Origin of the sequence: Pseudomonas sp. YuFO8, assembly GCF_035065025.1 — a bacterium.
Taxonomy (GTDB): Bacteria; Pseudomonadota; Gammaproteobacteria; order Pseudomonadales; family Pseudomonadaceae; genus Aquipseudomonas; species Aquipseudomonas putida_AE.
Window position 1 is genome coordinate 25,876 of the sequence record NZ_JAXDEQ010000001.1, and the last position, 14,864, is coordinate 40,739.

13 protein-coding genes and 1 pseudogene are annotated in these 14,864 nt (G+C 62.3%); 10 read left to right on the forward strand and 4 right to left on the reverse strand.

Features of this window, described 5'->3' with window-relative positions:
* The first annotated feature begins 62 nt into the window (after nucleotides 1-62).
* A complete protein-coding gene (locus tag SOP95_RS00100) occupies nucleotides 63-1,502 on the forward strand; it encodes an amino acid permease (protein WP_323605449.1) in 1,440 nt (479 codons plus the stop codon).
* On the opposite strand, the gene SOP95_RS00105 is transcribed toward SOP95_RS00100, so the two are convergent.
* Nucleotides 1,443-2,327 (reverse strand): LysR family transcriptional regulator, encoded by an 885-nt coding sequence (locus SOP95_RS00105; protein ID WP_323605450.1) that lies wholly within the window; start codon nucleotides 2,325-2,327, stop codon nucleotides 1,443-1,445. The two genes, SOP95_RS00100 and SOP95_RS00105, sit on opposite strands and share 60 nt — an antisense overlap.
* A 206-nt stretch (nucleotides 2,328-2,533) precedes the next feature.
* On the opposite strand from SOP95_RS00105, the gene SOP95_RS00110 reads away from it, so the two are divergent.
* A complete protein-coding gene (locus SOP95_RS00110; RefSeq protein ID WP_323605452.1) occupies nucleotides 2,534-3,298 on the forward strand; it encodes a sulfite exporter TauE/SafE family protein in 765 nt (254 codons plus the stop codon).
* On the opposite strand, the gene SOP95_RS00115 is transcribed toward SOP95_RS00110, so the two are convergent.
* The gene (locus tag SOP95_RS00115) at nucleotides 3,288-3,602 is read right to left on the reverse strand and encodes a putative quinol monooxygenase (protein ID WP_274074113.1); all 315 of its coding nucleotides are present in this window, start codon (nucleotides 3,600-3,602) and stop codon (nucleotides 3,288-3,290) included. The genes SOP95_RS00110 and SOP95_RS00115 overlap by 11 nt on opposite strands.
* Nucleotides 3,603-3,766: 164 nt before the next feature.
* Here SOP95_RS00115 and SOP95_RS00120 point away from each other — a divergent pair, with 164 nt between their 5' ends.
* From SOP95_RS00120 to SOP95_RS00150, 7 genes are all read left to right on the forward strand, one after another.
* Nucleotides 3,767-4,357 (forward strand): NAD(P)H-dependent oxidoreductase, encoded by a 591-nt coding sequence (locus tag SOP95_RS00120; RefSeq protein WP_274074112.1) that lies wholly within the window; start codon nucleotides 3,767-3,769, stop codon nucleotides 4,355-4,357.
* A 130-nt stretch (nucleotides 4,358-4,487) separates the two neighbouring features.
* Entirely contained in the window at nucleotides 4,488-5,399 is a 912-nt protein-coding gene (locus tag SOP95_RS00125) for a LysR family transcriptional regulator (protein ID WP_274074111.1), read from the forward strand.
* A gap of 103 nt (nucleotides 5,400-5,502) precedes the next feature.
* A complete protein-coding gene (locus SOP95_RS00130; protein WP_323605454.1) occupies nucleotides 5,503-6,396 on the forward strand; it encodes an NAD-dependent epimerase/dehydratase family protein in 894 nt (297 codons plus the stop codon).
* A 198-nt stretch (nucleotides 6,397-6,594) separates the two neighbouring features.
* Entirely contained in the window at nucleotides 6,595-8,040 is a 1,446-nt protein-coding gene (locus tag SOP95_RS00135; RefSeq protein WP_323605455.1) for a SulP family inorganic anion transporter, read from the forward strand.
* A gap of 186 nt (nucleotides 8,041-8,226) precedes the next feature.
* The gene (locus tag SOP95_RS00140; protein ID WP_323605457.1) at nucleotides 8,227-9,576 is read left to right on the forward strand and encodes a GntT/GntP/DsdX family permease; all 1,350 of its coding nucleotides are present in this window, start codon (nucleotides 8,227-8,229) and stop codon (nucleotides 9,574-9,576) included.
* 15 nt (nucleotides 9,577-9,591) lie between these two features.
* Nucleotides 9,592-10,452: a MurR/RpiR family transcriptional regulator gene (locus SOP95_RS00145; RefSeq protein ID WP_323605458.1), complete on the forward strand. Its 861-nt coding sequence runs from the start codon at nucleotides 9,592-9,594 to the stop codon at nucleotides 10,450-10,452.
* 1 nt (nucleotide 10,453) lies between these two features.
* A complete protein-coding gene (locus tag SOP95_RS00150; RefSeq protein ID WP_274074106.1) occupies nucleotides 10,454-11,917 on the forward strand; it encodes an N-acyl-D-amino-acid deacylase family protein in 1,464 nt (487 codons plus the stop codon).
* Nucleotides 11,918-12,002: 85 nt separating this feature from the next.
* Here SOP95_RS00150 and SOP95_RS32070 read toward each other — a convergent pair whose 3' ends face one another.
* Nucleotides 12,003-12,866 (reverse strand): methyl-accepting chemotaxis protein, encoded by an 864-nt coding sequence (locus SOP95_RS32070; RefSeq protein WP_442967711.1) that lies wholly within the window; start codon nucleotides 12,864-12,866, stop codon nucleotides 12,003-12,005.
* Nucleotides 12,861-13,922 (reverse strand): annotated as a pseudogene (locus tag SOP95_RS32075) (methyl-accepting chemotaxis protein); the annotation flags it as partial. The pseudogene SOP95_RS32075 and the gene SOP95_RS32070, both read right to left, overlap by 6 nt.
* 252 nt (nucleotides 13,923-14,174) lie before the next feature.
* Here SOP95_RS32075 and SOP95_RS00160 point away from each other — a divergent pair.
* Nucleotides 14,175-14,846, forward strand: coding sequence for a histidine phosphatase family protein (locus SOP95_RS00160; RefSeq protein WP_323605461.1), 672 nt, complete (start codon nucleotides 14,175-14,177; stop codon nucleotides 14,844-14,846).
* Nucleotides 14,847-14,864 lie beyond the last annotated feature (18 nt).

The window sequence follows — 14,864 nt, forward strand, 5'->3', positions numbered from 1 at the left end:
ATCCCCACCGGTAAAAACCAAGACGTGCTCTTCAAGAAAGACAATATTCAGAGGACATAAAAATGACCGATAACACCGGTTTTGAAACGATATCCAACCGTGAACAGGGCCTGCGGCGTCAGCTGACGTCCGGGCAGATGAGCATGATCGCCATTGGCGGTGCGATCGGCACCGGATTGTTCATGGGCAGTGCCTACGCGATCGGGTATGCCGGGCCGAGCGTGCTGCTCAGCTACGCCATCGGCGCGATCATCACGCTGCTGTTGATGGGCTGCCTGGCGGAAATGACCGTGGCCCATTCGACCTCCGGCTCGTTCGGCGCCTACGCCGAATTCTATGTCAGCCCGCTGGCCGGGTTCCTGGTGCGCTATGCCTATTGGGCGGCGATCGTGCTGGCGGTCGGCACGGAAGTGACGGCGGTGGCGATGTACATGAAGTACTGGTTTGCCAACGTGCCGGAGTGGGTGTGGATCGTCTCGTTCTCCAGTGTGCTGATCGTGCTCAACGCCATCAGCGTGAAGACATTCGGTACCTTCGAGTACTGGTTCTCGACCATCAAGATCGGCGCGATTGTCGGCTTCATCATCCTCGCGGTGTACGTGGTGTTCGGTTCCGGCAACCCGGAATACGGCGTGCACAACTACACCGCCCACGGCGGCTTTTTCCCCAATGGCCTGCAAGGCATGTGGGTCGCGGTGATCGTGTCGATCTTCAGCTACCTGAGCGTTGAGATGATCGCGGTGGCTGCCGGTGAGGCGCAGGACCCGGAGCAAGCGGTGAAGAAAGCCTTTCGCGCGACTATCGTGCGCCTGGTGGTGTTCTACCTCCTGACCCTCGCCCTGATGCTGGCGATCGTGCCGTGGGTCCAGGCCGGTCATGCCCAGAGCCCGTTCGTCACGGTGATGCAGGCCATCGGCATTCCCGGCGCCACCGGGGTGATGAATTTCGTGATCCTGATCGCCGCGCTGTCGGCGATGAACAGTCAGTTGTACATCACCACGCGCATGATGTTCAGCCTGTCCCGTGGCGGCTACGCACCCAAGTCCATGGGCAAACTGAGCAAGACCGGGATTCCGCTGAACGCCCTGTTGCTGTCGAGCTCGGGCATTGCCCTGGCGACGTTGCTCAACATCCTGTACCCGGAAAGTTCGTTCACCTTGATGATGGCGATCTCGATGTTCGGCGCCATCTTCACCTGGTTCATGATCTTCCTGACCCACTATTGTTTCCGTCGTTATCACCAGCGCCACGGCGAGCGAAAATTGTCGTTTCGCATGCGCCTGTTCCCCTACAGCACGTTGTTGGGATTGGTGCTGATGGGGGCGGTGATGATCACCACCTACTTCACCGAGGCCTTCAAGATGACCCTGGTGTTCGGTGTGCCGTTCCTGGTGCTGCTGACGGTGGTCTATGGCGTGTTTTTCAGGAAGCCAAAACTGGCCTCACTCGCTGCGCAAGGCCTCGAGCAACGCTCTGGCATAACCGGGCAGGCCAGTGAATGAGCGCGCGCACAGCAGTAATTTTCGCTGTGCCCAATCTTCCTTCAGCGCGAAGCTTTTGAGCGGTTGATCCAGTGCACGGCGCTGGATCGCCGCCAGCGGCACGATGGCCAGCCCGGCACCGTGAGCGACCATGCGAATCACCCCGTCGAAGCCTTCCGCACGGATGCGGATCTGCATGCGCATACCCGCGTGCAGCGCCTGTTCTTCGAGGTACACCGCGAGTGCGCTGTTGGCGGTCAGCCCCACGTAGTCGTGCTGTAAGGTATCGCTGAAACTCGGCGGTTCGCCGCCTGCCAAGGGATGCCCGGGCGGCATGATCAGCACCAGCGGATCGTTGCGAAAGGGCAGGGTTTCGAGCGAGTGGGTGTCTACCGCGTCGGAGACGATGCCCAGGTCGGCCGCACCCTGGCGCAAGGCGTGGGTGATGCGCGTGCTGGGCAATTCCTGCAGGTCGATGTCGAGGTTGGGGTGCTCGCGCAGGAAGTCGGCGAGCAGCTCCGGCAGGTATTCGGTGATCGCCGTGGTGTTGCACAACAAGCGCACCTGGCCTTTGACGCCCTTGGCGTATTCGGCCAGGTCCTGCTGCATGCGTTCAGCCTGTTGCAGCAGGACACGGGCGTGCTGGGCGAGGGCTTTGCCGGCAGGCGTAGGGGTTACGCCACGACGGCCGCGCTCCAGGAACTCAGTACCGAGTGATGCTTCCATCGCGCGGATTCGTGCGCTCGCGGCGGCCAGGGACAGATGGCTGCACGCGGCGCCGGCGGTGATGTTGCCGCTGTCGAGGATGTTCAGGTAGAGGCGCAGGTCGGTCAGGTCGAAGTGCATCGTCAGCCTTTTGATATGTGTCGTCTGGAAGGGCCCCTTCGCGGGCAAGCCCGCTCCTACAAGGGCATGCGTGAAACCTGTAGGAGCGGGGCTTGCCCGCGAAGGCGTCATTAGCCACAAAAAATGCTCCAGCCTCTGTCAAAACAAGAGGCACCCTCAGTATATGGCAGATTTTCATCCGGCCAATCCAGGCTCAGGATAGCCCCATGAACACACTCGCCTCGTTCTACCAAAATCTCGGATTTACCCTGTCATTGCTGGTCATCGCCACCTTCCTGCTGGCCGGCATGATCAAGGGCGTCATCGGCCTCGGCCTGCCAACCATCGCCATGGGCTTGCTCGGTCTGGCTATGGCCCCATCACAGGCTGCCGCGCTGTTGATCATTCCCGCGACCCTGACCAACGTCTGGCAACTGGCCTTCGGCGGCCATCTGCACGGCTTGATCAAGCGGCTGTGGCCGATGCTGCTGGCCATTTTCATCGGCACCGGCGCGGGCACGCTGTGGATCGGCATGGCTGGCGGCCACTGGGTGGTGCGCGGATTGGGGGCGGCGTTGCTGCTCTATGCGTTGAGCGGTTTGTGCCTGCCGACCTTGCGAGTAGGGGCTCGCAATGAGCGCTGGCTAGGTCCGCTGTGCGGCGTACTGACGGGCGTCATCACGTCGGCCACCGGCGTGTTCGTGATTCCGGCGGTGCCGTACCTGCAGGCGCTGGGCTTGAGCAAGGATGAACTGGTGCAGGCGCTGGGCCTGTCGTTCACCGTCTCGACCCTGGCCCTGGCCGGCGGCCTGCTATGGCGCGGCGCTCTCGGCGGTGGCGAGTTGAGTGCATCGTTGTTGGCGCTGATCCCGGCGGTGCTCGGCATGTGGCTGGGGCAGTGGCTGCGCCAGCGGATCAGCGCCGTGTTGTTCAAACGCGTGTTCTTCATTGGCCTCGGCTTGCTTGGCGGCCATTTGTTGATCAGCGGCTAGCGGATGACGGGCTGAGCATGTCAATGGCGCGGATCTCGAAATCCCGCTCCAGGTATTCATCGCGCTGTTCGAGAAACTGTTTCATGTGCGGCAGGTTCGAGTGCACGTCGAGGTGTGCCTGGGACTGCCAGATCTCGTAGAAGATAAACAGGGTCGGGTCCTGCTTGTCGCGCAGCATGTGGTACTCGATGCAGCCGGGTTCGGCGCGACTGGCTTCCACATAGCCGCTGAAAAACGCTTCGAAGGCGTCGGATTTTTCCGGGCGGGTCTTGGCGTGCAGGATGAAACCTTGCATTTCACTCATCAGAAAACACTCCTCATTTCAGAATCGGCCCTAGTCTAAGGCAACAATCACCGATTGATTCGTGCGTGTGGGTCAAATGAATTTTGCACAATGGCCGCTTACTCCGCGCGAGCCAGGTCTTTATTCTGCCGCCATCCGATTCCTGACCCTTCCCGAGACCTCCCATGAAAAAAGTCCTGTTGCTCAATGGCGGCAAACAATTCGCCCACTCCGATGGCCGCTACAACACCACCTTGCATGAAGCCGCGCTGAGCGTGCTGGATCGCGGTGGGGTAGATGTCAAAGCCACATTTATCGACGAGGGTTACGACGTCGCCGAAGAAGTCGCCAAATTCCTCTGGGCCGACGTGATCATCTACCAGATGCCCGGCTGGTGGATGGGCGCGCCATGGACCGTCAAGAAGTACATCGACGAAGTCTTCACCGAAGGTCATGGCAGCCTCTACGCCAGCGACGGCCGCACCCGTTCCGACGCCTCGCAGAAATACGGCAGTGGCGGCCTGATCCACGGCAAGCAGTACATGCTGTCGCTGACCTGGAACGCGCCGCAGCAAGCCTTCGACGACCCGACCGACTTCTTCGAGGCCAAGGGCGTGGACGCGGTGTACTTCCCGTTCCACAAGGCCAACGAATTCCTCGGCATGACCGCTTTGCCGACCTTCCTCTGCGTGGACGTGATGAAACGTCCGAACATCGAAGCCGATGTGGCGCGTTATGAGCAGCATTTGAAAGAGGTGTTTGGCCTGAAGGCGTAACGCTCGGCTACTATCGGTCTCAGCGGCTAAAAGATCGCAGCCTTCGGCAGCTCCTACAGGTGTACGCAATACCTTGTAGGAGCTGCCGAAGGCTGCGATCTTTTAGCGATTTTCGTCAAAGAGGACACTCGTGAAAGCCAGATCCGATGAATTGCAGATTTTCGTCTGCGTGATCGAGTGCGGGTCGATTTCCGCGGCGGCCGAGCAGGTCGGGCAAACGCCGTCGGCGGTCAGCCGCACGCTGTCGCGGCTCGAGGCCAAGCTCGATACCACGCTGATCAACCGCACCACGCGACGCATGGACCTGACCGAGGAGGGCAAGTACTTCTTCGAACACGCCAAGCTGATTCTCGATCAGATGGACGAACTCGAGGAGCGCTTGTCCTCACGCCAGCAAACCCCGTCCGGGCGCTTGCGCATCAACGCCGCGTCGCCATTCATGCTGCACGCCATCGTGCCCTACCTCGATGAATTCCGCCGGCTCTATCCGGACATCCAGCTCGAGCTCAACAGCAACGACCTGATCATCGACCTGCTTGAACAAAGCACCGACATCGCCATCCGCATCGGCACCCTGGCCGACTCGACCCTGCACGCACGCTCCCTGGGATGCAGTCCGATACACATCGTCGCCAGCCCGGCGTATCTGGAAAAACACGGCACCCCGACCGCCGTGGCGGATCTGGCCGAACACACCCTGCTGGGCTTCACCCAGAACGAAGGCCTCAACCAATGGCCGCTGCGCTACGTGCACGGCGATCGCTGGCCGATCCAGGCGTCGCTCAGCGCTTCCAGCGGCGAAACCCTCCGCCACCTGGCGCTGGAAGGCCAGGGCATCGCCAGCCTGTCGCACTACATGACCATCGAAGACATTCGTGCCGGACGGTTGAAGGTGTTGCTGGCCGAATTCAACAGCGGCTATCGCCAGCCGATCAACGCGGTGTACTACCGCAACTCGCAGTTGGCCTTGCGCATCCAGTGTTTCCTCGACTTCATCCAGAGCAAACTGGCGGTGTACGCGTCCACGGATTTCAGCGGCTGATTCGTGATTGCAGCGCAAGAGTGAATTGGGTCAGCGGGGATTTTTCGCCAGGGATCGCTGCTGGATACTCGTTGCATCACTTATCCACGCAGGGAGTTTCTCCATGAACGTATTCGTTACCGGCGCTGCCGGTTTTATCGGCGGCTCCATCGCCACCGGCCTGATCAAGGCCGGTCACAAGGTTACCGGCCTGGTGCGCAACGCCGAACAGGCGGATGAGCTCAAAGCGCTGGGCATCATGCCAGTCATCGGTACGCTGGATGACAGCGCACTGTTGGCCGAACAGGCCCGGGCCGCCGACGCTGTGATCAACGCCGCCAGCAGCGACCATCGCGGTGCAGTCGAAGCCTTGCTCGATGCCTTGCGCGGCTCCAACAAAGTGTTCCTGCACACCAGCGGTTCGAGCATCGTCGGCGACGCCTCGGGCGGCAAGTCCAGCGACGTCATCTACCGTGAAGACAACTTGCCGGAACCCACTGTGGACAAGGCCGCACGGGTGGCCATCGACAACCTGATCCTCGCCGCGGCCAAGGATGGCGTGAACTCGGCCGTCATCTGCAACACCCTGATCTACGGCCACAGCCTCGGCGTCAATCGCGACAGCGTGCAGCTGCCGCGCTTGCTGAAACAGGCGCGCAAAAGCGGCGTGGTCCACCATGTCGGCACCGGGCAGAACATCTGGTCCAACGTGCACATTGAAGACGTGGTGGCGCTGTACCTGCTGGCGCTGAGCAAAAACGTCCCAGGCACCTTCTACTTTGTCGAAAGCGGCGAAGCGTCGTTCATCGACATGACCACGGCGATCGCCGAGGCGTTGAACCTGGGCCAGCCGCAAGACTGGCCACTGAAGGACGCCGAAGCCGAGTGGGGTTATGAAATGGCCAATTATGGCCTGGGCTCCAATAGCCGGGTGCGCGGTACCCGTGCGCGGGAGATATTGGGCTGGGTGCCGAAGCGTACGTCGGTGCTGGAGTGGATTCGTAACGAGATGGTGTGAGTTCGCTTTAGACCGAGTTGCTGCTTTCGCGAGCAAGCCCGCTCCCACACTTGACCGCATTGTCCAGGCGGACGCGGTCTAATGTGGGAGCGGGCTTGCTCGCGAAGGCGTTTCTGAAGTTGCATAAACTGGCCGGAACGCCCTCGATTCCGTAACATCCGCACACTCTTTCTTGCTACTCCCTGCATGCGGTCCCCCATGAAACCAAAACATCTACGCGCCGATGCCCTGGCCGGGCTCACGACGTCTTTCGCCCTGTTGCCCGAATGCATTGCCTTCGCGCTGGTGGCGCATCTCAATCCGCTGATGGGCCTGTATGGTGCGTTCATCATTTGCACCCTGACCGCGCTGTTCGGTGGCCGGCCAGGCATGGTCTCCGGTGCTGCCGGGTCGATGGCGGTGGTGATCGTCGCGCTGGTGGTGCAGCACGGTGTGCAGTACCTGCTGGCGACGGTGCTGCTGGGCGGTTTGATCATGGCGGCGTTCGGCCTGCTGCGGCTGGGCAAGCTGGTGCGCATGGTGCCGCATCCGGTGATGCTCGGTTTCGTCAACGGCCTGGCGATCATCATTGCCCTTGCGCAACTGGAGCACTTCAAGAGTGGCGAGACCTGGCTGAGCGGTACGCCGTTGTACTTCATGATCGGCCTGGTGGCGGTGACGATGGCGATTGTCTATGTGCTGCCACGCCTGACCCGCGCAGTGCCGCCCGCGTTGGTGGCGATCCTCGGGGTAGGACTGGCTGTCTACTTCCTCGGCCTGCCAACCCGCACCCTGGGTGACATGGCACACATCGCCGGTGGCTTGCCGACATTCGCTTTGCCAGACATTCCCTGGAACCTGGAAACCCTGCGCATCATTGCGCCCTACGCGATCCTGATGGCGATGGTCGGCCTGCTGGAAACCTTGCTGACCCTGAACCTCACCGACGAAATTACCGAGAGTCGCGGCTACCCCGATCGCGAATGCGTGGCGCTGGGCGCGGCCAACGTGGTGTCCGGTCTGTTCGGCGGCATGGGCGGTTGCGCGATGATCGGCCAGACCGTGATCAACCTGAGCTCCGGGGGCCGCGGCCGGCTGTCCGGTGTAGTCGCCGGAGTATCGATTCTGCTGTTCATCCTGTTCCTGTCGCCGCTGATCGAGCGTATTCCGTTGGCGGCGTTGGTCGGGGTGATGTTCGTGGTCTCGCAACAGACCTTCGCCTGGGCATCGCTGCGGGTGCTGAACAAGGTGCCGATGAACGATGTACTGGTGATTATCGCGGTGACAGTGATCACGGTGTTCACCGACCTGGCCACGGCGGTGTTGTGCGGCATCATCATCGCGGCGCTCAATTTCGCCTGGCAGCAGGCGCGGCAGCTGTACGCCGACAGTCACCTGGAAAACGATGGCAGCAAGCTTTACCGCGTCCATGGCACGCTGTTTTTCGCCTCGACCACCCCTTTCCTCAATCAATTCGATCCGGCCAACGACCCGGCGCAAGTGACCCTCGATTGCCGCCACTTGAGCTTCGTCGATTACTCGGCCATTGCCGCGCTCGACACCCTGCGCGAGCGCTACAGCAAGGCGGGCAAACACCTGCGGGTGCTGGGCCTGTCCGAGCGCTGCAAGAAACTGCTCAAACGTGCCCGGGTGCAACACGACTGAGACCGACCAGCGTAGGCGTGACGAAAATCCGCCTGCCTGATTTTCATTATTTGCGACACGGCATATCTCTGAGCGACATTCCTTACCTCTGCACGAAAATTACTTTCACCTCGTTTGAAAGTTACTCCTCGAAATGTTTTAAGAGTTTCACAAAACTTTCGACGTGACCCTCTCGAGGAGTACCGCATGACCCCGTCCTTCGGCTATTGGCTGCTGGTGTATGCCGCTGTCGCCATCATCGCGCTGATCGTGCTGATCGCCCGCTACCGGCTCAATCCGTTCATTGTCATCACCCTGATTTCCATCGGCCTGGCGCTGGTGGCGGGCATGCCGCCGTCCGGCGTGGTCGGGGCCTATGAGGCGGGTGTCGGCAAGACCCTGGGGCATATCGCGCTGGTGGTGGCGCTGGGCACCATGCTCGGCAAGATGATGGCCGAGTCCGGCGGCGCCGAGCAGGTGGCGCGCACCCTGATTGACCGTTTCGGCGAGAAGAACGCACATTGGGCGATGGTCTGCATCGCCTTCCTGGTGGGGCTGCCGTTGTTCTTCGAGGTCGGTTTCGTGCTGCTGGTGCCGATTGCCTTCACCGTGGCGCGGCGGGTCGGCGTGTCGATCCTGATGGTCGGCCTGCCGATGGTCGCCGGCCTGTCGGTGGTGCATGCGCTGGTGCCACCGCACCCGGCGGCGATGCTGGCGGTGCAGGTGTACCAGGCGTCGGTGGGGCAGACCTTGCTCTATGCGATTGCGATCGGCATTCCGACCGCGATCATCGCCGGCCCCCTGTATGCCAAATTCATCGTACCGCGCATCCAGCTGCCGGCGGAAAACCCGCTGGAACGGCAGTTCCTCGAGCGTGAGCCGCGCGACAGCCTGCCGAGTTTCGGCCTGACCATGGCGACCATCCTGTTGCCGGTGATGCTGATGCTGATCGGCGGCTGGGCCAACCTGATTTCCACCCCGGGCAGCGGCCTCAACCAGTTCCTGCTGTTCATCGGCAACTCGGTCATCGCGCTGCTGCTGGCGACCTTGCTGAGCTTCTGGACCCTCGGCCTGGCCCAGGGTTTCAATCGCGAGTCGATCCTCAAGTTCACCAACGAATGCCTGGCGCCGACCGCCAGCATCACCTTGCTGGTGGGCGCCGGCGGCGGTCTGAACCGGATCCTGGTGGACGCCGGCGTGACCGACCAGATCGTCGGCCTGGCCCACGAATTTCACCTGTCGCCGTTGCTGATGGGTTGGTTGTTCGCGGCGTTGATGCGCATCGCCACCGGTTCTGCCACCGTGGCCATGACCACCGCCTCGGGCGTGGTCGCACCCGTCGCCATCGCCATGGGTTATCCGCATCCGGAGTTGCTGGTGCTGGCGACGGGGGCGGGGTCGGTGATTTTTTCCCACGTCAACGACGGCGGCTTCTGGCTGATCAAGGAATACTTCAATATGACGGTCACCCAGACCTTCAAGACCTGGACGGTGCTGGAGACCCTGATCTCGCTCGTCGCCTTCGGCCTGACCGTGGGCCTTTCCTACCTGATTTAGCCGGAGCCGCCTGCCATGGACATCCTCTACCAGATCCGCGCCCGCCAGGATTCCTTCAGCGCCGGCGAAGGACGCATCGCCCGCCTGATGCTCGATGATGTGGGCTTTGCCGCCTCCGCCAGCCTCGATGAGCTGGCGCTGCGCGCAGAAGTCAGCACCGCCACGCTCTCGCGTTTCGCCCGCACGGTCGGCTGCAAGGATTTGCGCGACCTGCGCTTGCAACTGGCCCAGGCCAGCGGCGTCGGCAGCCGTTTCCTCGACCCGGCGGGCACGCCGGAGCAGTCGGCGTTCTACGGGCAGATCGTCGGCGACATCGAGTCGACCCTGCGCCAGCACCTGTCGGCCTTCGATGAATCGCGGTTCGCCGATGCAGTGAAACTGCTGGGCAAGGCGCGGATGATTCACGCTTTCGGCATGGGTGGCTGCTCGACCTTGTGCAGCGATGAGTTGCAGGTGCGCCTGGTGCGCCTTGGCTACCCGATCGCGGTCTGCCACGACGTGGTGATGATGCGCATCACGGCGGCCAGCCTCAGTCCTGATCAGGTGGTCATCGTCTGCTCACTGACGGGCATCACCCCCGAACTGCTGGAAACCGTGGAACTGGCCCGCAACTACGGTGCGCGCATCCTGGCCATCACCCGAGGAGATTCGCCGCTGGCGCAACTGGCCGACATCGTGCTGCCGCTGCAAAGCGCCGAGACCTCGTTCATCTACAAACCGACGGCGGCACGCTACGGCATGTTGCTCGCCATCGATGTGCTTGCCACCGAGCTGGCACTGGCCAATCCTCAAGACAATCAAGAACGCCTGCGGCGGATCAAACTCGCCCTGGACGATTACCGCGGCGGCGACGATCACCTGCCGCTGGGAGACTGACATGATGTACGACACGCTGATTCGCAATGCCCTGGTCATCGACGGCAGCAACAGTCCTGGCTACCTGGCCGACGTGGCGATCCTGAACGGACGTATCGAGCGCATCGGCGACTTGCAGGATGCCCGTGCCAGCGATGAGATCGACGCCGCCGGCCGCGTGCTGGCGCCCGGCTTCATCGATGTGCACACCCACGACGACACGGTAGTGATCCGTCAGCCGCAGATGCTGCCCAAGCTCAGCCAGGGCGTGACCACGGTGATCGTCGGCAATTGCGGGATCAGCGCGTCGCCGGTGAGCCTGCGCGGCGATCCACCGGATCCGATGAACCTGCTCGGCAGCGCGGCGGCCTTTGTTTATCCGAAGTTCAGCGATTACCGCGCGGCGGTCGAGGCGGCGAACACCACGCTCAACGTCGCCGCGCTGGTGGGCCACACCGCGTTGCGCAGCAACCACCTCGACGACCTGTTCCGCACCGCCACGCCGGATGAAATTGCCGCGATGCGCGAGCAACTGCGCGACAGTCTCGAGGCCGGCGCGCTGGGCTTGTCCACCGGTCTTGCCTACGCCAGTGCGTTCTCGGCTTCCACCGACGAAGTCATGCAACTGACCGAAGAGCTGACCGCGTTTGGCGCGGTCTACACCACCCATTTGCGCAGTGAATTCGAACCGGTGCTGGAGGCCATGGACGAGGCGTTCCAGATCGGTCGTCATGCAAAATCCCCGGTGATCATTTCCCACCTCAAATGTGCCGGTGCCGGTAACTGGGGGCGCAGCCCGCAACTGCTGGCGTCCCTGGAACAGGCGGCGAAGACCCACCCGGTGGGCTGCGATTGCTACCCGTACGCCGCCAGCTCCTCGACCCTGGACCTCAAGCAGGTCACTGATGCCCATCGCATTACCATCACCTGGTCGACGCCGCACCCGCAGATGGGCGGGCGCGACCTGATGGACATCGCCGCCGAGTGGAACCTGTCCCTGCTCGATGCCGCCCGCCAGCTGCAACCGGCTGGCGCGGTGTACTACGGGATGGACGAGAACGATGTACGACGGATTCTCGCGCACCCGCTGTCAATGGTCGGCTCCGACGGCCTGCCCGAAGACCCGTTTCCCCATCCACGCCTGTGGGGCGCTTTCCCACGGGTGCTCGGCCATTTCAGCCGTGACGTCGGCCTTTTTCCACTGCACACCGCCGTGCACAAGATGACCGGCTTGTCGGCGGCGCGATTCGGCTTGAAGCAAAGGGGCGAGATCCGCGAAGGCCACTGGGCCGACCTGGTGCTGTTCGACCCGGCGACCATTCGCGATGTGGCCGACTTCAACGATCCGCAACGGGCGGCCGAAGGCATCGATGGCGTGTGGGTCAACGGGGTATTGAGCTACCAGGACGGCCAGGCGAACGGGCGCAGGGAAGGGCGGTTCCTGGCGCGGGAAGGGGATTTGCGTGCGGGGTTCAAGCACCGCTAAAAGATCGCAGCCTGCGGCAGCTCCTACATGGAACTACGATCCCCTGTAGGAGCTGCCGAAGGCTGCGATCTTTTGATCTTGAACGTCAGACGCGGAAGTGGCTGACCATCATCTGCAACTGATTCCCCAACCGCGCCAACTCAACACTGGACGCCGCCGTCTCATCACTCGCCGCGGCGGTCTGTTCCGACACATCACGCACGTTGACGATGCTGCGGCTGATCTCTTCGGCCACCGCGCTTTGCTGTTCGGCCGCGGCCGCGATCTGCTGGTTCATCGACTGGATGTTGGACACCGTGCGGGTGATGTTTTCCAGTGAGGCGCCGGCCTTGCGGGTCAGGGCCACGCTGCTGTCGGTCAGGGTGCGGCTGTTGTTCATCACGGTCGCCACTTGCTGGGTGCCGTTCTGCAGGGCGGCCACCAGGCCTTCGATTTCCTCGGTGGATTTCTGTGTGCGTTGGGCCAGGCCCCGCACTTCGTCGGCCACCACGGCAAAACCACGTCCGGCTTCACCAGCGCGTGCCGCTTCAATGGCGGCGTTGAGTGCAAGCAGGTTGGTTTGTTCGGCCACGGCCTTGATCACGTCCATGACACTGCCGATCTTGTCGCTTTCCTGTTGCAGCAGGCCCATGGCTTCGGTGGAACGCACCACCTCGCTGGCCAGGCGTTCGATCTGGGTGATGGCTTCAGCGACAACCTTGTCCCCTGCGCGTGCTTCGCCATCCGCCGCGGCGGCGGCCTGGGAGGCTTGCGCGGCATTGCGCGCGACCTCCTGCACAGTGGCGGTCATCTCGTGCATGGCGGTGGCGACCTGGTCGGTCTCGACTTTCTGGCTGTTGACCCCGGCGCTGGTCTGCTCGGTCACGGCCGACAGTTCTTCGGCCGCGCTGGCGATCTGGGTGACGCCGTCGCGGATACCGCTGATCAGGTCGCGCAAGGTCACGCCCATGCGCGCAATGCCTTGTTGCAAGACACCCAGCTCATCGCGACGCGTGACCCTGACGTCCTGGGACAGGTCGCCGCTGGCGATGCGATCGACCACGGCCAGGGTTTCGCGCAACGGACCGGTGATCTGCCGGGTAATGACAACGGCGGCAATAATGCCCACCAGCAATGCCAGCAGGGTGCTGATCAGTTGCAGGGTACGCGCCTGGGCGCTTTCAGCGTCACGACGGTCGAGCTGGATCTGATACAGCTGCTCGCTCAGGCTGACGATGGCCGCGCCCTCGTCGGTCATTTCCTTGCGCGCCTGCACAGCCTCGCTGTTCGCCGCTTTATAGGCCTGCAAGGCGCTGCGGTAGTTGCCCAGCGCGGTCTCCAGTTGGCGCAGGGCCTGGGGATGGATGTCGCTGAAATGCACGTTGAGCTGTTGCAGGCTGGCAATCGCGGCGTCCAGTTGCGCCACGGCTTTTTGCTCGGTCTCGGCATTGGTGGTGGCGGTGTAGCCACGCACTTCGTAGCGGGCCAGCAGGAACGCTTGCTTGGCGGCGGTGATGGCCTGGAACTGTTCGAAGCGCTGATCACTCGGTGGCAGTCGTTGCACGCGGCTGTTCAGGTCGTCGATCAGCGTGCTGGCCGTTTCGGCGTTGCTGCCCATGACGTCGCGCGCGCTGTTGCCGGTACGGTAGGCGTCGCGCATCTTGGCCAGGGACGTCTTGTAGGCGTCGATGACGCTGCCTTGTTCTTTGAGCAGCTTGAGGTTTTCCGGGCTCTTGAACTTCGCCAGCAGCGCCTGCTGCTGATCGGAAAAGGCCTGAAGGGTGGTCTGTACGTTCTGCGCGGTGGCTTCGTCGCCGTTGGTCAGCATGTACTGCAGGCGCACCACGCGCAGTTTGGTCAGGCCGGCGTTGAGCTGGGTGATGTCGCTCATCCAGTTGCTGCGGTCAATCAGGCTGCCCAGGCTGGTCCAGCCGGTCAGCGCGAGGACGCAGGTCAGGGCCAGGACCAGGCCAAAGCCCAGGCCGAGTTTCAGGTTCACGCTGATGTTGCCGAACCAGCTATTCATCAAAATTCCTCCAGGAACGTGGTGTTTCTTGATCGTCGGTTGGCTGGAAGATTGTTGTTCTTAGGCGCCAGCAAGGTGGGTTGCAGGTCTGTATCGGCAGCAATCGCGAGAGCTGAAAGGATTTTGTCGGACGGATGCTGTAACAAGCTTTTGCTAGGGGCTTAAGCTTTTTTTCACATCGGTTTCACTGGCAGCCGACGCCCGCCTCTTTACTCTCACGGCACCTGATGAAGGGCTGCGAGGCGGCTTGTTGTGGAATTGAGACTGAGTCTGTTCGGAATACACCGCTCGATCGACCTGAGCCGTTTTACCCGTTATCGCAATCCGCTCGTGGTGCTGGCCACGGCGATGCTGGCGCTGGCCATGACGGTATTGCTGTTACGGCCTGACGCCGTGCCGGACCTGGCGCATGGCAACGTGGAGGGCGTGCGGGCGCTGTTGGCGGGTTGGGCCAGGGGCGACATGATCGTGCTGGTGCGCCATGTCGAGCGTTGCGATCACTCCAGCGCGCCCTGCCTGAGTGGCGACGATGGCATTACCGATCGTTCGCGCAGCGTTGCGGTGGCGGTCGGTGCGCAGTTCGAGCAGCTTGGGCTGGGGAAGGCCGACATCTACAACAGCCCGATGGTGCGTACGGCGCAGACCAGCGGGTACATGTTCAACACGGTCGGCGCTGGCGACGACTGGCTGATCAACTGCAAGGGCACGATGCTGCGCGACGCCCTGACGCACAAGGTCCCCGGGCGCAACCTGATCCTGGTGACCCATAGCGAATGCATGGCGCAACTGCAAAAGGATCTCAAGTTGCCCATCTCGACCCTTGGTTACGGCGCCTCGCTTTTCGTTAGCGCCCAAGCGCAACAAGCGCCCCACATACTCGGGTTCATCGAGGCCTCGGACTGGCACTCGATGACCACCGAATGAATTCACTCTGTCACCAGG

Bases quoted from the DNA above. Each gene is read 5' to 3' on its own strand.
- SOP95_RS00120 (WP_274074112.1), top strand. From the start codon at position 3,767: ATGAAAAAAGTCCTGTTGCTCAATGGCGGCAAACAATTCGCCCACTCC.
- SOP95_RS00100 (WP_323605449.1), top strand. From the start codon at position 63: ATGACCGATAACACCGGTTTTGAAACGATATCCAACCGTGAACAGGGC.
- SOP95_RS00110 (WP_323605452.1), top strand. From the start codon at position 2,534: ATGAACACACTCGCCTCGTTCTACCAAAATCTCGGATTTACCCTGTCA.
- SOP95_RS00130 (WP_323605454.1), top strand. From the start codon at position 5,503: ATGAACGTATTCGTTACCGGCGCTGCCGGTTTTATCGGCGGCTCCATC.
- SOP95_RS00135 (WP_323605455.1), top strand. From the start codon at position 6,595: ATGAAACCAAAACATCTACGCGCCGATGCCCTGGCCGGGCTCACGACG.
- SOP95_RS00150 (WP_274074106.1), top strand. From the start codon at position 10,454: ATGATGTACGACACGCTGATTCGCAATGCCCTGGTCATCGACGGCAGC.
- SOP95_RS00140 (WP_323605457.1), top strand. From the start codon at position 8,227: ATGACCCCGTCCTTCGGCTATTGGCTGCTGGTGTATGCCGCTGTCGCC.
- SOP95_RS32070 (WP_442967711.1), bottom strand. From the start codon at position 12,866: ATGGGCGTGACCTTGCGCGACCTGATCAGCGGTATCCGCGACGGCGTC.
- SOP95_RS00105 (WP_323605450.1), bottom strand. From the start codon at position 2,327: ATGCACTTCGACCTGACCGACCTGCGCCTCTACCTGAACATCCTCGAC.
- SOP95_RS00115 (WP_274074113.1), bottom strand. From the start codon at position 3,602: ATGAGTGAAATGCAAGGTTTCATCCTGCACGCCAAGACCCGCCCGGAA.
- SOP95_RS00145 (WP_323605458.1), top strand. From the start codon at position 9,592: ATGGACATCCTCTACCAGATCCGCGCCCGCCAGGATTCCTTCAGCGCC.